Raw genomic sequence first — 19,588 nt, forward strand, 5'->3', positions numbered from 1 at the left:
CGCCGACGGCCCGGCGCTGCTAGGCTGCACGCCCCCCTTCTTATGCCCTCCGGTTGCCCTGGCAGTGATCGAGTTCCAGCACCTGCAGAAAGCTTATGCCGTCGACGGCCGCGCGATCACCGCGCTGCATCCGCTCGACCTGAAGATCCAGGCCGGCGAAGTGTTCGGCATCATCGGCCACTCCGGTGCCGGTAAATCGACCCTGATCCGCCTGATCAACCGCTTGGAAGAGCCCAGTGGCGGGCGGGTGCTGATCGATGGCCAGGACGCGACCGCGCTGGATGCGGACGGTCTGCGCACGCTGCGTCGGCGCATCGGCATGATCTTCCAGCACTTCAACCTGCTGTCGGCGCGTACCGTCGCCGCCAACGTGGCCTTTCCGCTGGAACTGGCCGGCACACCCAAGGCCGAGATCGACGCCCGCGTGACCGAGCTGCTGCGCATGGTCGGGCTGGAAGAGCATGCGGCCAAATACCCTTCGCAGCTGTCCGGCGGGCAGAAGCAGCGTGTCGGCATTGCCCGCGCGCTGGCCACGCGCCCGCAGATCCTGCTGTGCGACGAGGCCACCAGCGCGCTGGACCCGCAGACCACCGCCTCGGTGCTGGCGCTGCTGGGCAAGATCAACCGCGAGCTGGGCCTGACCATCGTGCTGATTACCCATGAGATGGATGTGATCCGCCGCGTCTGCGACCGTGTTGCAGTGCTCGATGCCGGCCACATGGTGGAAATGGGGCCGGTCACCGAGGTGTTTCTGCATCCCAGACATTCAACCACCCGCCGTTTCGTGTCCGAGTCCGAACACGTGGACGAAGGCGAGCAGCTGCGTGATTTCGCTGCCGTCGGTGGCCGCATCGTGCGCCTGACCTTCCTCGGCGAGGGCACTTACGAACCGTTGTTGGGGCGCATCGCCCGCGATACCGGGGTGGACTACAACATCCTTACCGGCCGCATCGACCGTATCAAGGACACACCCTACGGCCAGCTGACCGTAGCCCTGGTTGGTGGCGACCAGAATGCCGCGCAGGCGGCCTTCGTTGCTGCCGGTGTGCACGTCGAGGAGCTGCGCCGATGATCATTGCAACTGCCGCCGAAGGCTTCTTCCGCCATCTGGATGCGGGCAAGTGGGCCGATATCGGCCAGGCCACCATCGACACCTTGCTGATGCTGGCTGGCTCGTTGCCGCTGACGCTGGCGATTGGCTTGCCGCTGGGCGTGCTGCTGTTCCTGACCGGCTCGCCGCAGCTGCACCGCAAGCCGGTGGTCTACGGCATCACCGCCTTGCTGGTGAACCTGCTGCGTTCGGTGCCTTTCATCATCCTGATGATCGTGCTGATTCCGGTGACCTTGGGCCTGATGGGCACCTCGCTGGGCGTGCGCGGCGCGATCCTGCCGCTGGTGGTTGGCGCCGCGCCGTTCTACGCGCGCCTGGTGGAGACCGCACTGCGCGAAGTCGACCGTGGCGTGATCGAAGCCAGCCAGGCAATGGGCGCGACCACCAAGCAGCTGGTCTTCAAGGTGCTGCTGCCGGAAGCGCGACCGGGCCTGATTGCCGGCGCCACCGTCACCACCATTGCCTTGATCGGCTTCACCGCGATGGGCGGTGCGATTGGTTCCGGCGGCCTCGGTGATCTGGCCTTCCGCGACGGCTACCAGCGTTCGCACACCGACGTGGCCTTGGTCACCGTGGTGTTGCTGCTGGTGCTGGTGCAGCTGCTGCAGATGCTCGGCGACCGTCTGGTAACGCATTACAGCCGCAAATAATGGAATGAACGCAGGCCGGCACGTTGCGTGCCGGCCTGTTAGCGTATGTCCACACCATCCTTCCCCACGGGATCACGTTACCGATGAACAAGCTGCTCACCTTTCCCCTGATTGCCGCCGCGCTGGCCCTGTCGGCCTGCGGCAAGCCTGCCGCCGATGAGTCCAAGCTGGTGGTTGCCGCCACCGCCGTGCCGCACGCCGAGATTCTGCAGGTGGTCAAGCCGCTGCTGGAGAAGGAAGGCGTCAAGCTCGACGTTCGTGTGTTCAACGACTACGTGCAGCCCAACGACCAGCTGGTGCAGAAGCAGGTGGACGTCAATTATTTCCAGACCGAGCCTTACCTGAAGGCCTACAACCTGGACCGCAAGACCGATCTGGCCACCGTCACCGGTGTGCATATCGAGCCGTTCGGTGCTTACTCGCGTCGCTTCAAATCGTTGGCCGAACTGCCCAACGGCGCCGACGTGGTGATCCCGAACGACCCCAGCAACAACAGCCGCGCGCTGATCCTGCTGGACACCGCCGGCGTCATCAAGCTCAAGGACCCGAGCAACGCCCTGTCCACCCAGCGTGACATCACCGAGAACCCGAAGCAGCTCAAGTTCCGCGAGCTGGACTCGGCCATGCTGCCGCGCGTGCTGGACCAGGTCGACCTGGCCCTGATCAACACCAACTACGCGCTGGACGCCGGTCTGAACCCGACCAAGGACGCACTGGCGATTGAAAGCAGCGAGTCGCCGTACGTGAACTTCCTGGTCGCGCGTCCGGACAACAAGGACGACGCCCGCGTGCAGAAGCTGGCCAAGGCCCTGACCAGCCCGGAAGTGAAGGCCTTCATCGAGCAGAAGTACAAGGGCGCGGTACTGCCGGCGTTCTAAGCCGCACCGCTGGGCCGGGATCGCCCTGTAGTGCCGAGCCATGCTCGGCAGGGGCTTTCCAAGCAGCCCCACCCATCGTGCTGAGCCATGCTCGGCAGGGGCTTTCCCGATAACCCCATGTAGGAGCGGCGTAAGCCGCGAAGCAGATATCGCCACCGGAGCACGCGACAACGCGATCCGAAGGTGCGCTTGCTTCGCGGCTTACGCCGCTCCTACTGGTTTTGGTATCCCGCTAAGGCCTCTGCCGAGCATGGCTCGGCACTAACGGTATTCGGCATGGCGTAATCTCTGGGCCTGCATCCAAGGATCAGTCCCCATGCCTGTGCTTCTCGCTCTGCCGCTGGCGATACTGGTGTTCGTCGCGATCATGCTGCTGTTGATGCCGCTGTCACTTTGGCAGCGCGTGCGCAGTGGTGGCGCGCGGCGGCAGGCGCGGCCTTGGCTGATCACCTTCAACTACTGGGCGACGTTGGTATCCACCGGTCTGTTTGCGGTGTTTGTCGCTATCGCCGGGTTCTGGTGGTCCGGCGCCTGGAGCTATGCCGCACTGGGTTGGCTGGCAGGCCTGCTGGTCGGTGTACTCGGCCACTATCTGACCCGCTTCGAGCCCGGCTCGGAGGCGCTGCATTACAAGCCCAATACCTTGCTGGTGCTGGCACTGACCGCGATGATCGTGGTGCGCGTGGTCGCCGGCATGGTGCAGGGCTGGCAGGCATCGGTGAACGGCGTGCCGTGGCCGGATTCGGGCTGGCTCAGCCATGCCGGCTTGTTGGCGATGGCGGCGCTGCTGCTCGGATATGCAGGCATGTACGCCTGGCTGCTGCGGCGCCGCGTCCGCCACCACCAGCGCTATCGGCAGTTTGATCGTAGTCCGCGCTGAGCCTGTATCTGATGGCAGGCGGATGCTGTCCCGGCTAGTCTGATGCAAGCAGATACGGAGACGCTTGATGGGTGTGCTGCAGTTCTTCGGGCGCCGCTTGGCGCATTTCCTGGCGCAGCCACGCGCCAACCAGATGCGGCCATCGACCAGCGATCCGGCGATGTTGCTGCGCACCTTGCGACGTGGCGATGTGCTGTTGGTGGAGGGCAATAGCCGCTTCTCCACTGCCATCAAATACCTGAGTCAATCCACCTGGTCACATGCGGCGCTGTATATCGGAGAGGAGCCGCTGCTGGAAGGTGGCAAGCCACAGCCGATGCTGATCGACGTCGATGTGGAGCAAGGTGTGCGCCGCATCCCGTTGACCGAGTTCGCCCATCAGCACACCCGTATCTGCCGCCCGCAGGGTCTGTCACCGGCGGTGGTAGATCAATTGGTTGGCTTCATGCGCGCGCGATTGGGCTATAGCTACGACTTGAAGAACGTCTTCGATCTGGCGCGATTCCTGATCCGGCAGCCACCGGTACCGGGGCATATGCGCCGTCGCCTGATTGCATTGGGCAGTGGCGAGCCGACCAAGGCGATCTGTTCGACCTTGCTGGCACAGGCCTTCGAGTCTATCCGTTACCCGATCCTGCCGGAAATCGAGACGGTGCTGGCGCAGGTGGGCGGCGCCGAGCAGTCGCAGGAGATCCTGCACATCCGTAATTACAGCCTTTACACGCCGCGCGATTTCGATGTGTCGCCGTTCTTCGACGTGGTCAAGCCGCGTTTGCAGCACAATTTCGATTACCTGGCGCTGCAATGGAGTGATGACGGCAGCCCATGATCACTCCCTCCCTTGCCCCGAAAGGGCAGGGGAGGGCCGGGGAGGGGTAGCTCTTGCTTCTGCTGTGGTAGTGATCAGCGACGTTCCAAAAAAAAACACGGGCCGCGAACGGCCCGTGTTTGATTTACAAGCACTGCATTGAATCTACAACGGTGTTGCCAGGAGCATTGCCGCTTAGAAGCGTGCACCCAGGCCAAAGCCCACGGTCCACGGATCCAGCTTCAGCTCGCCAGCGTTCTGGCCGGCGACGCGCAGGTCAGGACGTGCGTGCATGTAGCGCGCATCGGCGCGGGCAAACCAGGTCGAGTTGATGTTCATGTCAACGCCGACGGTGCCGATTGCGCCCTTGGCGGTATCCACACCAACGTGGTTGCCGGTATCACTGATGCCATCGATCTTCTCATTGCTGAAGTTCGACTCGTAGTAACCCAGGCCGACGAACGGACGGAACACGTTGTCCGCCTGGCCGAAGTGGTACTGCGCGCTCAGTGCAAGCGGCTGCTGCTCGACGCTGCCGACCTTGGCACCACCATCGGTGCGCACGCGGTGATCGAACTTGTCGGCGGCGCCCCACAGTTCAACGGCGAAGTTGTCGTTGAAGTAATAGCTGGCGCTGATTGTCGGTGCCGGGCCGCCGTCGACCTTGCCAATGCCGTCGATCGGATCGTTCTTCGGCTGCAGCAGGCTGATGCCGCCAACCACGGCAAAATGCTTGCCGGATGCGGTATCGCCATTGCCATCCTGCGCGAAGGCAGTGGAGGACAGCGCCAGTGCGCCGAGGGTGGCAAGGCTGAGAATTTTGATGGAACGCATGACTAACTCCTCGTGTTGCGAATAGAACTTCTGCGATCAGGATTACGTTGTTATCAAGGCCCTCGTCATGGGGCGAGCTCACCCTAACGATGGCAAGATGAATCGCTCTAAACGCAGTGATTTTTCAGTGCCGTTGCGTTCAGCGAAAAACAGAGAGATCCCATGGACACGATGATCCGCAGAAAAATTCCGTTCACGATGTTGTGGAGCATGTGATGAGCACTGATGTATTGCAGGGCTTGCCGGCGCAGGTAGCTGCGTCGTGCCGTGTATTGGTGCTGGGCTCGATGCCGGGCGCGATATCGCTGCATGAATCGCGTTATTACGCGCATCCACGCAATCGCTTCTGGCCGTTGATGGCGGGGTTGTGCGGTTTCGATGCGCAACTTGCCTATGCACAACGAATGGAGTGTCTGCAGCAGGCAGGTGTCGGCTTGTGGGATGTGATCGGGCGGTGCCAACGCGCCGGCAGTCTGGATGCTTGCATCGTGCGCGGCAGCGAGGTGCCTAATCGCATTGCGGAGCTGGTGGCCGATCTGCCGCAGCTGCGCGCCTTCGCCTGTAATGGCGCTGCAGCACACACTGCGTTCCAACGATGGATCGCGCCGGCTTTGCCGCCTTTGGCGGCTGCGCTGCCGGTAGTGGCCCTGCCATCGACCAGTCCGGCCAATGCGGCGTGGTCGCTGCAGCGCCTGACTGGGCAGTGGCAGGCGCTGCAACCGTGGTTGAATGCGCCCAAAGTGGTGGTATCGCCTGCAACCAATGGTTTGACCGGTTAGGACAGGCAAGACAGCCAACACGTCACAAAGCAGGGCGTTGAGCCGAGATTCCGGCGGTCATGGCACGCGTGGCGTGCCCTTGTCCGGGGACATACGTAAGCGAATTCGCTTGTAGCGGTTGGCGCTGCGGCCCGCTAACGCCACAATAGGGGATTCCCTCATTTGTTGCTGGAGTAGTTCATGGCCGAAATCAAGGAAGCACTTGTCCCCGATATCGGTGACTACAGCGACATTCCGGTGATCGAAGTGCTGGTCGCGGTTGGCGATACGGTCAAGAAGGACCAGGGTCTGGTCACGCTGGAATCGGACAAGGCGACGATGGAAGTACCGTCGGCCTACGCCGGTGTGGTCAAGGAACTGAAGGTCAAGGTTGGCGACGGCCTGTCCGAGGGCAAGGTCGTGGCCCTGATCGAAGTCAGCGAAGAGGCCGCCAAGCCCGCCGCCGCTGCCAAGGTTGAGGCTGCTGCCGAGACCGGCACCAAGGTCGAGCCGGTGGCGGTTGCCCCGGTCGCCGACAAGCTGGCCCAGCGCGAAATCGCCCAGGAAGACGCGGTCACCACCAGCAAGCCGGCTACCCCGCCGGTGCAGTTCAACGCCGAAGGCGTGCTGCCGGCCAATGTGCCGTATGCCAGCCCGGCCGTGCGTGTGTTCGCCCGTGAACTCGGCGTGGACCTGCAGCAGGTCAAGGGCACGGAGAAGGGCGGCCGCATCACCAAGAGCGACGTGCAGAAGTTCGTCAAGGGCGCGCTGTCCGGCGGCGTTGCTGCCAGCGCCGGTGCACCGGCTGCTGCCGGCGGTGGCCTGAACCTGCTGCCGTGGCCGAAGGTCGACTTCAGCAAGTTCGGCGAAACCGAAGTGGTGCAGCTGTCGCGCATCAAGAAGATCTCCGGCGCCAACCTGGCCCGTAACTGGGCGATGATCCCGCACGTCACCCAGTTCGAGCAGGCTGACATCACCGATCTGGAAGGTCTGCGCGTGGCCCTCAACAAGGAAAACGAGAAGGCCGGCATCAAGCTGACCATGCTCGCCTTCCTGATCAAGGCCAGCGCCGCCGCGCTCAAGCAGTTCCCCGAGTTCAACGCCTCGCTGGACGCCAGCGGCGAGAACCTGACCCTGAAGAAGTACTTCAACATCGGCTTTGCCGCCGATACGCCGAACGGTCTGGTCGTGCCGGTGATCCGTGACGTCGACAAGAAGGGTGTGGTGCAGATCGCCCAGGAAACCGGCGAACTGGCCAAGAAGGCACGTGACGGCAAGCTCGGCCCGGCCGACATGAGCGGCGGCTGCTTCTCGATCAGCTCGTTGGGTGGCATTGGCGGCACCGCCTTCACCCCGATCGTGAATGCGCCGGAAGTGGCCATCCTCGGCGTCTCCAAGTCGTCCATCCAGCCGGTTTGGAACGGCAAGGAATTTGCGCCGAAGCTGATGCTGCCGCTGTCGCTGAGCTACGACCACCGTGTCATCGACGGGGCCCTGGCGGCCCGTTTCACCACCTACCTGTCGCAGGTGCTGGCTGACATGCGGCGCGTGCTGCTGTGATGCCAGTGCCGCCACGACGCGCACTGTTGGCGCTGGTGCTGGCCGCGATGTCGGCTCCGGCACTGGCCGCCAGCCAGTGCCTGCCGGTGGTGGGTGAAGGTTGGCCGCCGGCAGTCGGTAACTACGGCCAGGCGGCGACCAGTCTGCTGGGCGGCCAGGCCGAAGACGGCCTGTCGCTGCTGGTGCTGCCGGCACGTGGGGTGGAGTCGCAGGTGCTGCTGCGCCGCGATACCGCCAATGGGCAGTGGATGGTGCTGGCCGGCTCGGCCGACAAGCGCATCTACAGCTGGAACACCACCGGCGGTCGCGGTGGCGTCAACCTGCAGCTGGACCAGCAGCCCGAGTTCGCGCAGGCGCCGTTGCCGGATGCACTGGCACAGCGCCTGGTCGAGGTCTGGGGCAAGGCCCTGGCGTCGTCCGAAGTGGCGGCGCGGGCGCCGGTCACCGATGGCGAGGTGCTGTCCTTCACCGTCAACGGTGAGCGTTACAGCGGTCAGCGGCCGGCTTGCGGCCAGCTTGAAGCGCTGCAGGAACAGGCGGCGCTGCTGATCGAGCTGGCCCATAGCAAAGACAAAAAATACGAGAAGCGTTACGCCAACATCGAACGCGCGCTCGACAAGATGCATGACCGGTTCGTCGGCGAAGCCGGCTGAGCCCACAGGAGAAAACAATGGCGACGATTGAAATCAAGGTTCCGGACATTGGCGACTACAACGACGTGCCGGTGATCGAGATTCTGGTGGCCGTGGGCGACACGGTGAAGAAGGACCAGGGTCTGGTCACGCTGGAGTCGGACAAGGCCACGCTGGAAGTGCCGGCCTCGGCCGCGGGTGTGGTCAAGGAAATCAAGGTAAAGCTCGACGACAAGTTGTCCGAGGGCGACGTGGTGCTGATCCTGGAAGCCGAAGGCGAGGGCGCTGCCCCGGCCGCGGCGCCAGTTGCTGCCGCTGCACCTGCGCCGGCTGCACAGCCTGCCGCTGCCGCTGCCGCCGCTCCGGCAGCCGTCAGCGCACCGCTTGCCGCTACTGCACCGGCCGCGTCTGGCCCGATCGAGGTCAAGGTGCCGGATATCGGCGATTACCAGAACGTACCGGTGATCGAGATCCTGGTCGCTGTCGGCGACACGGTGAAGAAGGACCAGGGCCTGGTCACGCTGGAATCGGACAAGGCCACGCTGGAAGTGCCGTCCTCGGCCGATGGCGTGGTCAAGGAAATCAAGGTCAAGCTCGATGACAAACTGTCGGTCGGCGACGTGGTGGTGGTGCTGGAAGGCGCTGCCGGCGCCGCACCGGCTGCTGCCAAGGCCGCCCCGGGCAGCAAGCCGCCGGTGACCCCGTCGCACCGCGCGCCGGACCCGGCCGTTGCTGCCAAGGCGCTGCCGTCCAGTGGTCGAACTGCCGACATCGAATGCCGCATCGTGGTGCTGGGCGCAGGCCCGGGCGGTTATACCGCTGCTTTCCGCGCTGCCGATCTGGGCATGGATACCGTGCTGATCGAGCGTTACGCCAGCCTCGGCGGCGTCTGCCTCAACGTCGGCTGCATCCCGTCCAAGGCGCTGCTGCACGCCGCTGAAATCATCGACCACGCCGCGCATGCCGACGAACTGGGCATCGAGTACGGCGCGCCGAAGATCAGCCTGGACAAGCTGCGAGGCTACAAGGAAAAGGTCGTCGGTCAGCTGACCAAGGGCCTGGCCGGCATGGCCAAGCAGCGCAAGATCCGCACCGTGCATGGCCTGGCCAAGTTCATCTCGGCCAATGAGCTGGAAATCGTCGGCGACGACGGCAAGACCCAGCTGCTGCGCTTCGAGCAGTGCATCATCGCCGCCGGTTCGCAGGCGGTGAAGCTGCCGAACTTCCCGTGGGACGACAAGCGCGTGATGGACTCCACCGATGCACTGGAACTGGCTGAAGTGCCGGGTTCGCTGCTGGTTGTTGGTGGCGGCATCATCGGCCTGGAAATGGCCACCGTGTACAGCGCCCTGGGTTCCAAGGTAACCGTGGTCGAGTTCATGGACCAGCTGATGCCGGGCGCCGACAAGGACCTGGTCAAGCCGCTGGCCGACCGCCTGAAGAAGCAGGGTATCGAAGTCCATCTGAAGACCAAGGCTTCCGGCGTCAGCGCCGATGCCAAGGGCATCACCGTGACCTTCGACGCTGCCACCGAAGGCGAGAAGCCGGCGATGGAAAGCGGCACGTATGATCGCGTGCTGGTTGCCGTCGGCCGCTCCGCAAACGGCAAGAAGATCGACGCCGACAAGGCTGGCGTCGAAGTCACCGACCGCGGTTTCATTCCGGTTGATCGGCAGATGCGCACCAACGTGCCGCACATCTTCGCCATCGGCGACATCGTCGGTAACCCGATGCTGGCGCACAAGGCCACGCACGAGGGCAAGCTGGCGGCTGAAGTCGCCTTCGGCGAGAAGAAGGAGTGGGTGGCGCGGGTGATTCCGTCGGTGGCTTACACCAACCCGGAAATCGCCTGGGTCGGCGTTACCGAGACCGAGGCCAAGGCCAAGGGCTTGAAGGTAGGCGTGGCCAAGTTCCCGTGGGCGGCCAGCGGTCGTGCGATTGGTATTGGTCGCACCGAAGGCTTCACCAAGCTGATCTTCGACGAAGAAACCCATCGCGTGATCGGTGGCGCCATCGTCGGCGTGCATGCCGGTGAGTTGCTGGCCGAGATCGGCCTGGCCATCGAGATGGGTGCGGAGGCTGAGGACATCGGCCACACCATCCATGCGCATCCGACCCTGAGCGAGTCGGTGGCGATGGCCTCGGAGATCTACGACGGCACCATCACCGATCTGTATATTCCGAAGAAGAAGTAATCGAAGATTGAAAAGGGCCGCTAAGCGGCCCTTTTCATTTGTACGTGGCAAGCGATGACATGCGCCATTTGGGAGCGGGTGTTTTGTTGTAGGAGCGGCGTAAGCCGCGAAGCTGACCATCCTGCAGCACAGGGTCCATCTGCAACTGCATGATTGCAGTTGCAGGCAATCGCAGGGGCGGATGGCATGTGAGCTTCGCGGCCTACGCCGCTCCTACAAGTTTGCCGTCCCTGCAGCAGTTCCGTATGCAGACCTAGAACGACAAACTCACGCCCGCAACCGGACCCTTGAATTCCTGTTTCAGGCCGATCACGCCGTCACTGCCTTTCTGGTCAACATCCAGCTTGAACCAGTCGTAGCCGGCGAAGATGCCGAAGTTCTTGTTGAAGTTGTACTGCACGATGGCATTGGCACGGCTCAGGTCGCCTTCGTAATCATCGAAGTTGCCCCAGCGTGTGTTGAGGTACTGGCCCTGCAGGTTGATCAGCCAGTTCTCCGAGGGAGTGAAGGTCAGGCGCGCACCAACCACCGGCGCGATGCCATCGGCCTTCTCGTTGAGGAAGCGGCCCTGATAGACGTCGCCGACATCGGCGTAAGCGTCGGCGCTGATCTTGGCGTACTCGGCGCCGAGCTGCAGGCCGAAATCGAAACGATCACCATCGACCACCGAGTAATCGTAGACCAACGTTGCCACCTGGTACTTCAACTCGCCTTTCACGAAGCTGCCTGCAGGCACCGTCGTGTCGCCCCAGCTGATGCCTTCGTCCAGCGTCTCGCGGCGGTCCTTGTCGTACTTGAAGTAATCGAAGATCAGGCGCTGGCGGTCGCTGATGCGGAACAGGCCGTCGATGCGTGGCTCCCATTCCTTGCCACCGAGGCTGAAATCCTCCGACAGATCCACGTCCTGGCCGGCAACCGTGGTGCTGCCGCGGATGGTGTTGTCGGTGTCGATGTTCATCGCGCCAAGCCGCACGGTGAAGCGCGGATCGCCTTCAGCGGCCTGCGCAGGTAGCGCGTGAGTCAGAGCGAGTGTGAGTGCGCACGGAGCAAGTGCGAGAATGAAGCGGGGATTGCGCATGCCATTGCCTGCTTGTTGCCATTGAGCAGTTGACCATCGCCGATCCGATGTAGAGAACAGTGATCGGAGCGTGCAGGCAATGTGTAGGCGTGGATCAATTGCGGTGAGGTGGTGCCGCCGAGGGCGTGCGACACCACCTCACCCGAGCCTGCGCACGCGCCCGACGAGGTAGCGGGTGGCGGACTACGAAGGTCTGACCGGGGGAGTCGGGGGAAGTTCCCATGTTGCGGTGCAATATTCATTGTCCCGCGCGGCGGCCCGGCGGCCGCGCATTCGGGGAAAAAACGTGATATTGCGGCCACTTGCATAGTCAAATGGGGACAAATGCCGGTTGTCTCGCAAATTGTCCCGCTGTTATACTTTCGCGGCTCGACGAGACGCCTTTGCGCGATTCGGCTCTTTCCTTTACCTGAAGCAGGACACTTTGACGTGCTGAACTCCGTTGACGCGGGTCGGCGACTGATGTTGCGCGCCGCGGTATACCCGCTGGCCGCAGTGGTGGTCCTGGCTCTGGCCTTCCTTTTCGTGGGGCCAAAGCATGCGCTGGGCGCCCTTGTATCGGGTCTGGCGGTGGTAGCAGGGACGGCGCTGGCTGCGTGGATAGGGCTCGGTGGCGGCGTTCAGGCCGCTGGTTCAGCAATGATCCGCCTGTTCCTGGGGTTCGTGCTGAAGATTGTGCTTATTGTTGCTGTGCTGGGAATGGCTTTTTTCTGGTGGCAACTCCCTCCTTTGGCTCTGCTGGCGGCAATTCCAGTGGCGCTGATGTTCCAGGTTCTGGCTCTGGCCAGACGTTGATTCACTCATAAAGGTTCCGGACACATGGCGGGCGAGGCTCTAACTCCTACCACGTACATCCAGCATCACCTGCAGAATCTGACCGCTCCGGTCGGTGACAGCGGTGGCAGCTTCTGGATGATCCACGTCGATACCATCGTCACCGCGGTCCTGATGGGCCTGCTGATGGTGTTCGCCTTCTGGATGGCAACCCGCAAGGCCACCGCCGGTGTGCCGGGCAAGTGGCAGGCGTTCGTTGAAATCTGCCTGGAGTTCGTTGACCGCCAGGCCAAGGACACCTACCACGGCAAGAGCAAGCTGATCACGCCCATCGCGATCACCATCTTCTTCTGGATCCTGTTGATGAACCTCATCAAGATGATCCCGGCCGATTTCATCGCCAAGCCGCTGGAGCTGGCAGGCATCCATTACTGGAAGCCGGTGCCGACCGCCGACGTCAATGCCACCCTGGGCATGTCGATCAGCGTGTTCATCCTGATGATCTTCTTTGCGCTGAAGTCCAAGGGCATCGGCGGTTTCGTCAAGGAATTCCTGACGGCCCCGTTCGGCAAGTGGATGATGCCGTTCAACCTGATCCTCAACATCGTCGAGTGGCTGAGCAAGCCGATCTCTCTGGCGATGCGACTGTTCGGCAACATGTTCGGCGGCGAAATCGTTTTCCTGCTGATCTGGGTGCTGGGCGGTGCCGGCGTGTTCGGTGCCGTTGCCGGTGGCGTATTCGGCTTTGGCTGGATGCTGTTCCACCTGCTGGTGATCCCGCTGCAGGCCTTCATCTTCATGATGTTGACCATCGTGTACTTGAGCCTGTCGGAAGACAGTCACTAAAGTTACAAGCTTCACCCAGTTTCAACCTTCATCCGTTTCATCACCCTTAGCTACTTAAAGTTCCTGGAGATAACCATGTACTTCGCCGTCCTGACCAACCTCGCCCAAGTTCAGAGCTCCACCGCCCTTGCCGTCGGCATCATGATCGGCCTGGCCGCACTGGGCGCTGGCCTCGGTCTGGCCATCATGGCTGGTAAGTTCCTGGAGTCGGCCGCTCGCCAGCCGGAACTGATCCCGGTCCTGCAGGTCCGCATGTTCATCACCGCCGGCCTCATCGACGCCGCGTTCATCATCTCGGTCGCCGTTGGCCTGCTGCTGGCCTTCGCCAACCCGCTGGCTGCTGCCCTGCTGGCCGAAGCCGCCAAGCTGGCAGGCTGATCCAGCTGCAGTGAGACGGTCGGGTGCCTGTCGGCGCCCGACTTCGGATGAAGGTTCGGTTGCGCCGCCACGGCGGCGTAACCACCCCCGACACCAGCGATCGAGCTAATCATGAATATCAATCTCACCCTCTTTGCACAGGCCCTGGCCTTTGCTTTGCTGATCTGGATCATCGCGACCAAGATCTGGCCGCCGTTGTTGAAGGCCATTGAAGAGCGCCAGCAGAAGATCGCTGAGGGCTTGGCCGCTGCCGACCGCAGCCAGAAAGATCTGGCGCAGGCGGAAGTAAAGGTCAACGAGGCACTGAAAGAAGCCCGTGGCAAGGCCAACGAGATCATCGACCAGGCGCACGCCCGTGCGAACCAGATCGTTGAAGCCGCCAAGAACGAAGCCATCGCCGAAGCCACCCGCCAGAAAGACCTGGCCCAGGCTGAAATCGACGCTGCCGCCAACCGTGCCCGTGAAGATCTGCGCAAGCAGGTGTCCGCTCTGGCCGTGACCGGCGCCGAAAAGCTGCTCAAGCGCGAAATCGATGCCAACGCCCACAAGGCGCTGCTCGACGAGCTGGCTGCGGAGATCTGATCGATGAGCCAGGCCCTCACGCTTGCCCGCCCGTACGCCCGCGCCGCGTTTGCGATTGCGCGTGACGAAGGCAAGTTCGCGCCGTGGTCGGACGCGCTTGCGTTCTCCGCCCGCGTTGCTGCCGATCCGCGCGTGTCGGCCTTGCTGTCGAATCCGCAGCTGAGCCGCGGCGATGCCGTTGCCCTGCTGACCCCGGACGCGACCAGCGAGACCTACGGTCGCTTCCTGGCCCTGCTGGCCGAAGGCCGCCGCCTGCAACAGCTGCCGGAGATCTCCGGTCTGTTCGAGCAGCTGCGTGCCGAAGCCGAGCACGTGGTCAAGGCCACCGTGACCTCGGCAGCCGAGCTGTCGGGCGACGAGCTGGAAAAGATCAAGGCTGCGCTGCGCAAGCGCTTCAACTGCGATGTCGACGTGTCGACCGCAGTGGACGCTTCGCTGATCGGCGGCGCCGTGATCGATGCCGGCGATGTGGTTATCGATGGCTCGCTCAAGGGCAAGCTGTCGCGCCTGCAGACCGCGCTCGCACACTGAATTCACATTACCGTCCGGCCACAAGCCGGCACTAGGACTTGACGATGGCTACCACGCTCAACCCCTCTGAAATCAGCGAACTGATCAAGACCCGCATCGAGAAGGTCGCCCTGTCCGCAGAGTCGCGCAACGAAGGCACCGTCACTGGCGTGTCCGACGGTATCGTGCGCATCTTCGGTCTGGCCGACGTGATGCAGGGCGAAATGATCGAACTGCCGAACAACACCTTTGCCCTGGCACTGAACCTGGAGCGCGACTCGGTCGGCGCCGTGGTCCTGGGCGACTACCAGCACCTGCGCGAAGGCGACGTGGCCAAGACCACCGGTCGCATCCTGGAAGTGCCGGTGGGTCCGGAAATGCTCGGCCGCGTTGTCAACGCGCTGGGTGAGCCGATCGACGGCAAGGGCCCGCTGGGCACCTCGCTGACCGCCCCGGTGGAGCGCGTTGCTCCGGGCGTGATCTGGCGCAAGTCGGTCGACCAGCCGGTGCAGACCGGTTACAAGTCGGTCGACTCGATGATTCCGATCGGCCGTGGCCAGCGCGAGCTGATCATCGGTGACCGTCAGACCGGCAAGACCGCGATGGCGATCGATGCCGTGATCAACCAGAAGGGCACCGGCATCAAGTGCGTGTACGTAGCGATCGGCCAGAAGGCCTCGACCGTTGCCAACATCGTGCGCAAGCTGGAAGAGAACGGCGCCCTGGCCCACACCGTGGTCGTGGCTGCAACCGCTTCCGAATCGGCCGCGATGCAGTACATCAGCGCCTACGCCGGCTGCACCATGGGTGAGTACTTCATGGACCGCGGTCAGGACGCCCTGATCGTGTACGACGATCTGTCCAAGCAGGCTGTTGCCTACCGCCAGATCTCGCTGCTGCTGAAGCGCCCGCCGGGCCGCGAAGCCTACCCGGGTGACGTGTTCTATCTCCACTCCCGCCTGCTCGAGCGTGCAGCTCGCGTGTCGGAAGAGTATGTCGAGAAGTTCACCAACGGTGCCGTCACCGGCAAGACCGGTTCGCTGACCGCACTGCCGATCATCGAAACCCAGGCTGGCGACGTTTCCGCGTTCGTTCCGACCAACGTGATCTCGATCACCGACGGCCAGATCTTTCTGGAAACCGACCTGTTCAACGCCGGTATCCGTCCGGCCGTCAACGCCGGTATCTCGGTGTCGCGCGTCGGTGGCTCGGCCCAGACCAAGATCATCAAGAAGCTGTCCGGCGGTATTCGTATCTCGCTGGCGCAGTACCGTGAGCTGGCTGCGTTCGCGCAGTTCGCCTCCGACCTTGACGAAGCGACCCGCAAGCAGCTGGAGCGCGGTCAGCGCGTCACCGAGCTGATGAAGCAGAAGCAGTACGCACCGATGTCGATCGCCGACCAGGCGCTGTCGATCTACGCCGTCAACGAGGGCTTCCTCGACGACGTGCCGGTCAACAAGCTGCTCTCGTTCGAAGCTGGCCTGCACGCGCACTTCGCCAACACCGCAGGTGAGTTGACCTCCAAGATCAACAGCACCGGCGCGTGGAACGACGATATCGAAGCTGCCTTCAAGAAGGGCATCGCCGATTTCAAGAGCACCGGCACCTGGTAATACCAGTCCAGTAGTTCGGAGCTTGGCTCCGCACGACTGAAAGCAGCGGAGCCTGGCTCCGCTGTATGGCAAACGCGGGGTTCGACCTCGCGCCACGGGAATAAGAGATGGCAAGCGGACGCGAAATCAAAACCAAGATCAAGAGCGTGCAGAACACCCGCAAGGTGACGCGCGCGCTCGAAATGGTCTCGGCCTCCAAGATCCGCAAAGCGCAGGATCGGATGAAGACCTCGCGTCCGTACGCGCAGGCGATGAAGCAGGTGATCGGTCACCTGGCCCAGGCCAGCACCGACTACCAGCATCCGTTCCTGGTTGAGCGCGAGCAGGTAAAGCGCGTGGGTTACATCGTGATCTCGTCTGATCGCGGTCTGGCCGGCGGCTTGAACAACAACCTGTTCCGCAAGACCGTCGCAGAAATGCGCGGCTGGCAGGAAAAGGGTGCCGAGATCGACGTGGTGACCGTTGGCCAGAAGGCCGGCGCGTTCTTCCGTCGCGTCAACGTCAACATGGCTGCTTCGGTTGCCAACATCGGCGACCAGCCCAAGCTGGAAACGCTGATCGGCGTGATCAAGGTCATGCTTGACGCCTACACCGAAGGCAAGGTTGATCGCGTCTACCTGGTCTACAACCGCTTCATCAACACGATGACGCAGAAGGCCAGCTTCGATCAGCTGCTGCCGTTGCCGGCTGCTGAAAAGCAGGTGGCCTCGCACGACTGGGATTACCTGTACGAGCCCGACGCAGCAACCGTGCTTGAGCACGTGATCACCCGCTATATCGAATCGTTGGTGTATCAGGCGGTGCTGGAGAATGTTGCCTCCGAGCACGCAGCTCGCATGGTGGCGATGAAGGCGGCAAGCGACAACGCGAACAAGATGATCGGAACCCTGCAGCTGGTCTACAACAAGGCCCGCCAGGCAGCGATCACCCAGGAAATCTCCGAAATCGTCAGCGGCGCGGCAGCGGTTTAACGCGCGCAGTCAACAGCACACATTTAGAGGATGCAGCAATGAGTCAGGGCAAGATCGTTCAGATCATCGGCGCCGTCGTCGACGTCGAATTCCCGCGCAGCGATGTGCCGAAGGTGTACGACGCGCTGAAGGTCGACAACACCGAAATCACGCTGGAAGTCCAGCAGCAGCTGGGTGACGGTATCGTCCGCGCAATTGCGCTGGGCTCCACCGACGGCCTGAAGCGTGGCCTGGTTGCCACCAACACCAACCGCGCCATCTCGGTGCCGGTCGGCGCTGGCACCCTGGGCCGCATCATGGACGTGCTGGGTCGCCCGATCGACGAAGCCGGCCCGGTGCAGGCTTCGGCCAGCTGGGAAATCCACCGCGCTGCTCCGTCGTACGAAGACCAGTCTTCCTCGACCGAGCTGCTGGAAACCGGCATCAAGGTCATCGACCTGATGTGCCCGTTCGCCAAGGGCGGCAAGGTCGGCCTGTTCGGCGGCGCCGGCGTCGGCAAGACCGTCAACATGATGGAACTGATCAACAACATCGCCAAGGCGCACAGCGGTCTGTCCGTGTTCGCCGGCGTGGGTGAGCGTACCCGTGAGGGCAACGACTTCTACCACGAAATGAAGGACTCCAACGTCCTCGACAAGGTGGCGATGGTGTACGGCCAGATGAACGAGCCGCCGGGCAATCGTCTGCGCGTTGCACTGACCGGCCTGACCATGGCGGAGTACTTCCGTGATGAGAAGGACGCCAGCGGCAAGGGTAAGGACGTGCTGCTGTTCGTCGACAACATCTACCGCTACACCCTGGCCGGTACCGAAGTGTCGGCACTGCTGGGCCGTATGCCGTCGGCCGTGGGTTACCAGCCGACCCTGGCTGAGGAAATGGGCGTCCTGCAGGAACGCATCACCTCGACCAAGTCCGGCTCGATCACCTCGATCCAGGCCGTGTACGTGCCCGCCGATGACTTGACCGATCCGTCGCCGGCCACCACGTTTGCCCACTTGGATTCGACCGTGACCCTGTCGCGTTCGATCGCCTCGCTGGGTATCTACCCGGCCGTGGATCCGCTGGATTCGACCTCGCGCCAGATGGACCCGCAGGTCATCGGCACCGAGCACTACGAAACCGCCCAGCGCGTCCAGCAGACCTTGCAGAAGTACAAGGAACTGAAGGACATCATCGCAATCCTGGGCATGGACGAACTGTCCGAAGAAGACAAGCAGGCCGTGACCCGCGCCCGCAAGATCGAGCGCTTCTTCAGCCAGCCGTTCCACGTGGCCGAAGTGTTCACCGGCTCGCCGGGCAAGTACGTGCCGCTGAAGGACACCATCCGTGGCTTCAAGGCCATTGTCGATGGCGAGTACGACCACCTGCCGGAGCAGGCGTTCTACATGGTCGGCAGCATCGAAGAAGCGGTCGAGAAGGCCAAGAAGATGGCTGAAAAGGCCTAATAACCACGTAGGGCGGAGCGTGCTCCGCCCACGCGGCAACCTGCGGTGGGCGCAGGCCCACCCAACCAGGCGAAGAGAGATCCATGAGCACCATCCGTTGCGACATCGTCAGTGCCGAGCAGCAGATCTTCAGCGGCGAAGCGACCCTGGTCGTGGCCACCGGTGAGCTGGGCGAGCTGGGCATCGCGCCCAAGCACGCACCGCTGATCACCCGTCTGAAGCCGGGTAAGGTCGTGGTCACCACCGCTGCAGGCGAGCACCTGGATTTCGCCATTTCCGGCGGCATCCTGGAAGTACAGCCGCAGGTCGTGACCGTGCTGGCCGACACCGCCATCCGCGCCACCGATATCGATGAAGCATCGGTGCGCAAGGCCAAGGAAGAAGCAGAGCGCGTACTGGCGCACCGTGGCGAAGCCATGGAACTGGCCGAGGCACAGCAGAAGCTGGCCGAGATCACCGCCCAGCTGCAAGCCTTGGAGCGTCTGCGCCGCAACCTCAAGCACTGAGGTTGGCAGCAGCACCAAAAAAACGCCGGCCTAAGCCGGCGTTTTTTTTGCCCTGCTTTTTGTAGTGCCGAGCCATGCTCGGCAGAGGCGCTACCAGTAGAACCACCTGTAGTGCCGAGCCATGCTCGGCAGGGGGTATTGCCGGTGAAGCTTCTGCCGAGCATGGCTCGGCACTACCAAAGGGCTATCAGCGATAGACCACATGGCGCAGCGCGAAGAAGCTCACCACCGCCAGCCCCAGCTCGACCACCGGCTTGGCCAGCCACGCATACTGCAGGCCAAGCGATTGCGCGACCCAGTCGATCAGTCCGGTACTGATCACGGTCATCAGCAGCCAAAGCACCCAGAAGCGCGCAAAGCGTTTCCAGCCATGACGCTGTTCGCCTTGGGTGGCAAACGTGTAGCGACCGTTGAGCCAGAAACCGAGCACCGCGCCACTGATCCGCCCCAGCAGATTGCTGGGCGCGACGGGTACACCCAACGCCGTCGCTGCAACAAATACGCCCCAGTCCAACGCCAACTGCGCCACACCTATGATGATGAACTGGGTGCCTTGGCGTAATAGACTCATGGATATGG

The 19,588-nt window shown here is 62.9% G+C and carries 21 protein-coding genes; 18 read left to right on the top strand and 3 right to left on the bottom strand.

The genetic code is table 11. The features are described from left to right. Positions 1-64 precede the first annotated feature (64 nt). The 5 genes from ACVOK8_RS01780 to ACVOK8_RS01800 all read left to right on the top strand — a co-directional run bounded on the left by ACVOK8_RS01780 (position 65) and on the right by ACVOK8_RS01800 (position 4,348). Positions 65-1,072 carry a methionine ABC transporter ATP-binding protein gene (locus ACVOK8_RS01780; protein WP_481565299.1) on the top strand — a complete coding sequence of 336 codons (1,008 nt, stop codon included), beginning with the start codon at positions 65-67 and terminating at the stop codon, positions 1,070-1,072. Continuing rightward, positions 1,069-1,761 (top strand): methionine ABC transporter permease, encoded by a 693-nt coding sequence (locus ACVOK8_RS01785; protein WP_346500398.1) that lies wholly within the window; start codon positions 1,069-1,071, stop codon positions 1,759-1,761. Before ACVOK8_RS01780 ends, ACVOK8_RS01785 begins: the two co-directional genes overlap by 4 nt. An 83-nt stretch (positions 1,762-1,844) precedes the next feature. Beyond that, on the top strand, positions 1,845-2,639 hold the full coding sequence (locus tag ACVOK8_RS01790) for a MetQ/NlpA family ABC transporter substrate-binding protein (RefSeq protein WP_481565300.1): 795 nt from the start codon (positions 1,845-1,847) through the stop codon (positions 2,637-2,639). Positions 2,640-2,955: 316 nt separating this feature from the next. Then, positions 2,956-3,519, top strand: a complete 564-nt coding sequence (locus ACVOK8_RS01795) for a CcdC protein domain-containing protein (protein WP_481565301.1) — start codon at positions 2,956-2,958, stop codon at positions 3,517-3,519. Positions 3,520-3,586: 67 nt separating this feature from the next. Continuing rightward, on the top strand, positions 3,587-4,348 hold the full coding sequence (locus tag ACVOK8_RS01800; protein WP_481565302.1) for a YiiX/YebB-like N1pC/P60 family cysteine hydrolase: 762 nt from the start codon (positions 3,587-3,589) through the stop codon (positions 4,346-4,348). A 174-nt stretch (positions 4,349-4,522) separates the two neighbouring features. Here the strand turns inward: ACVOK8_RS01800 and ACVOK8_RS01805 are convergent, their stop codons facing one another. Beyond that, complete coding sequence (locus tag ACVOK8_RS01805) at positions 4,523-5,161, bottom strand: OmpW/AlkL family protein (RefSeq protein ID WP_481565303.1); 639 nt, start codon at positions 5,159-5,161, stop codon at positions 4,523-4,525. A 215-nt stretch (positions 5,162-5,376) separates the two neighbouring features. Here ACVOK8_RS01805 and ACVOK8_RS01810 point away from each other — a divergent pair, with 215 nt between their 5' ends. The 4 genes from ACVOK8_RS01810 (at position 5,377) to lpdA (ending at position 10,306) form a co-directional block, all read left to right on the top strand. Beyond that, the gene (locus ACVOK8_RS01810) at positions 5,377-5,940 is read left to right on the top strand and encodes a DNA-deoxyinosine glycosylase (RefSeq protein WP_481565304.1); all 564 of its coding nucleotides are present in this window, start codon (positions 5,377-5,379) and stop codon (positions 5,938-5,940) included. A 180-nt stretch (positions 5,941-6,120) separates the two neighbouring features. Further along, positions 6,121-7,479, top strand: a complete 1,359-nt coding sequence (gene aceF / locus ACVOK8_RS01815; protein WP_481565305.1) for a dihydrolipoyllysine-residue acetyltransferase — start codon at positions 6,121-6,123, stop codon at positions 7,477-7,479. Beyond that, positions 7,479-8,132, top strand: a complete 654-nt coding sequence (locus ACVOK8_RS01820) for a hypothetical protein (protein ID WP_481565306.1) — start codon at positions 7,479-7,481, stop codon at positions 8,130-8,132. The genes aceF and ACVOK8_RS01820 overlap by 1 nt, the downstream gene beginning before the upstream one ends. A gap of 17 nt (positions 8,133-8,149) precedes the next feature. Then, positions 8,150-10,306: a dihydrolipoyl dehydrogenase gene (gene lpdA / locus ACVOK8_RS01825; RefSeq protein ID WP_481565307.1), complete on the top strand. Its 2,157-nt coding sequence runs from the start codon at positions 8,150-8,152 to the stop codon at positions 10,304-10,306. A gap of 253 nt (positions 10,307-10,559) precedes the next feature. Here the strand turns inward: lpdA and ACVOK8_RS01830 are convergent, their stop codons facing one another. Then, entirely contained in the window at positions 10,560-11,384 is an 825-nt protein-coding gene (locus ACVOK8_RS01830) for a hypothetical protein (RefSeq protein WP_481565308.1), read from the bottom strand. Positions 11,385-11,813: 429 nt separating this feature from the next. On the opposite strand from ACVOK8_RS01830, the gene ACVOK8_RS01835 reads away from it, so the two are divergent. The 9 genes from ACVOK8_RS01835 (at position 11,814) to ACVOK8_RS01875 (ending at position 19,009) form a co-directional block, all read left to right on the top strand. Further along, positions 11,814-12,179 (top strand): hypothetical protein, encoded by a 366-nt coding sequence (locus ACVOK8_RS01835; protein WP_481565309.1) that lies wholly within the window; start codon positions 11,814-11,816, stop codon positions 12,177-12,179. Positions 12,180-12,203: 24 nt separating this feature from the next. Beyond that, entirely contained in the window at positions 12,204-13,004 is an 801-nt protein-coding gene (gene atpB, locus ACVOK8_RS01840) for a F0F1 ATP synthase subunit A (protein ID WP_481565310.1), read from the top strand. Between the two features lie 75 nt (positions 13,005-13,079). Continuing rightward, complete coding sequence (gene atpE / locus ACVOK8_RS01845) at positions 13,080-13,382, top strand: F0F1 ATP synthase subunit C (protein WP_054661978.1); 303 nt, start codon at positions 13,080-13,082, stop codon at positions 13,380-13,382. Positions 13,383-13,493: 111 nt separating this feature from the next. Then, complete coding sequence (locus ACVOK8_RS01850; RefSeq protein WP_296251133.1) at positions 13,494-13,964, top strand: F0F1 ATP synthase subunit B; 471 nt, start codon at positions 13,494-13,496, stop codon at positions 13,962-13,964. A gap of 3 nt (positions 13,965-13,967) precedes the next feature. Then, positions 13,968-14,495: a F0F1 ATP synthase subunit delta gene (locus ACVOK8_RS01855; protein WP_481565311.1), complete on the top strand. Its 528-nt coding sequence runs from the start codon at positions 13,968-13,970 to the stop codon at positions 14,493-14,495. Between the two features lie 44 nt (positions 14,496-14,539). Beyond that, positions 14,540-16,087, top strand: coding sequence for a F0F1 ATP synthase subunit alpha (gene atpA / locus ACVOK8_RS01860; RefSeq protein ID WP_481512843.1), 1,548 nt, complete (start codon positions 14,540-14,542; stop codon positions 16,085-16,087). Positions 16,088-16,194: 107 nt separating this feature from the next. Further along, positions 16,195-17,058, top strand: coding sequence for a F0F1 ATP synthase subunit gamma (atpG, locus tag ACVOK8_RS01865; protein WP_481517428.1), 864 nt, complete (start codon positions 16,195-16,197; stop codon positions 17,056-17,058). A 38-nt stretch (positions 17,059-17,096) separates the two neighbouring features. Continuing rightward, positions 17,097-18,503: a F0F1 ATP synthase subunit beta gene (atpD, locus tag ACVOK8_RS01870; protein WP_481565312.1), complete on the top strand. Its 1,407-nt coding sequence runs from the start codon at positions 17,097-17,099 to the stop codon at positions 18,501-18,503. 83 nt (positions 18,504-18,586) lie between these two features. Further along, positions 18,587-19,009 carry a F0F1 ATP synthase subunit epsilon gene (locus ACVOK8_RS01875; protein ID WP_062167007.1) on the top strand — a complete coding sequence of 141 codons (423 nt, stop codon included), beginning with the start codon at positions 18,587-18,589 and terminating at the stop codon, positions 19,007-19,009. 187 nt (positions 19,010-19,196) lie between these two features. On the opposite strand, the gene ACVOK8_RS01880 is transcribed toward ACVOK8_RS01875, so the two are convergent. Beyond that, a complete protein-coding gene (locus tag ACVOK8_RS01880; RefSeq protein WP_481565313.1) occupies positions 19,197-19,580 on the bottom strand; it encodes a GtrA family protein in 384 nt (127 codons plus the stop codon). Between the last annotated feature and the right edge of the window lie 8 nt (positions 19,581-19,588).

It is taken from the genome of Stenotrophomonas sp. STEN083, from assembly GCF_056759195.1.

What these genes read in the sequence shown, in the direction of transcription:
- atpB (WP_481565310.1), top strand. Translation starts at nt 12,204, where the DNA reads ATGGCGGGCGAGGCTCTAACTCCTACCACGTACATCCAGCATCACCTG.
- ACVOK8_RS01830 (WP_481565308.1), bottom strand. Translation starts at nt 11,384, where the DNA reads ATGCGCAATCCCCGCTTCATTCTCGCACTTGCTCCGTGCGCACTCACA.
- aceF (WP_481565305.1), top strand. Translation starts at nt 6,121, where the DNA reads ATGGCCGAAATCAAGGAAGCACTTGTCCCCGATATCGGTGACTACAGC.
- ACVOK8_RS01790 (WP_481565300.1), top strand. Translation starts at nt 1,845, where the DNA reads ATGAACAAGCTGCTCACCTTTCCCCTGATTGCCGCCGCGCTGGCCCTG.
- ACVOK8_RS01855 (WP_481565311.1), top strand. Translation starts at nt 13,968, where the DNA reads ATGAGCCAGGCCCTCACGCTTGCCCGCCCGTACGCCCGCGCCGCGTTT.
- ACVOK8_RS01820 (WP_481565306.1), top strand. Translation starts at nt 7,479, where the DNA reads ATGCCAGTGCCGCCACGACGCGCACTGTTGGCGCTGGTGCTGGCCGCG.
- atpA (WP_481512843.1), top strand. Translation starts at nt 14,540, where the DNA reads ATGGCTACCACGCTCAACCCCTCTGAAATCAGCGAACTGATCAAGACC.
- ACVOK8_RS01805 (WP_481565303.1), bottom strand. Translation starts at nt 5,161, where the DNA reads ATGCGTTCCATCAAAATTCTCAGCCTTGCCACCCTCGGCGCACTGGCG.
- ACVOK8_RS01785 (WP_346500398.1), top strand. Translation starts at nt 1,069, where the DNA reads ATGATCATTGCAACTGCCGCCGAAGGCTTCTTCCGCCATCTGGATGCG.
- ACVOK8_RS01875 (WP_062167007.1), top strand. Translation starts at nt 18,587, where the DNA reads ATGAGCACCATCCGTTGCGACATCGTCAGTGCCGAGCAGCAGATCTTC.
- ACVOK8_RS01880 (WP_481565313.1), bottom strand. Translation starts at nt 19,580, where the DNA reads ATGAGTCTATTACGCCAAGGCACCCAGTTCATCATCATAGGTGTGGCG.
- ACVOK8_RS01850 (WP_296251133.1), top strand. Translation starts at nt 13,494, where the DNA reads ATGAATATCAATCTCACCCTCTTTGCACAGGCCCTGGCCTTTGCTTTG.
- atpE (WP_054661978.1), top strand. Translation starts at nt 13,080, where the DNA reads ATGTACTTCGCCGTCCTGACCAACCTCGCCCAAGTTCAGAGCTCCACC.
- atpG (WP_481517428.1), top strand. Translation starts at nt 16,195, where the DNA reads ATGGCAAGCGGACGCGAAATCAAAACCAAGATCAAGAGCGTGCAGAAC.
- ACVOK8_RS01800 (WP_481565302.1), top strand. Translation starts at nt 3,587, where the DNA reads ATGGGTGTGCTGCAGTTCTTCGGGCGCCGCTTGGCGCATTTCCTGGCG.
- atpD (WP_481565312.1), top strand. Translation starts at nt 17,097, where the DNA reads ATGAGTCAGGGCAAGATCGTTCAGATCATCGGCGCCGTCGTCGACGTC.
- ACVOK8_RS01795 (WP_481565301.1), top strand. Translation starts at nt 2,956, where the DNA reads ATGCCTGTGCTTCTCGCTCTGCCGCTGGCGATACTGGTGTTCGTCGCG.
- lpdA (WP_481565307.1), top strand. Translation starts at nt 8,150, where the DNA reads ATGGCGACGATTGAAATCAAGGTTCCGGACATTGGCGACTACAACGAC.
- ACVOK8_RS01810 (WP_481565304.1), top strand. Translation starts at nt 5,377, where the DNA reads ATGAGCACTGATGTATTGCAGGGCTTGCCGGCGCAGGTAGCTGCGTCG.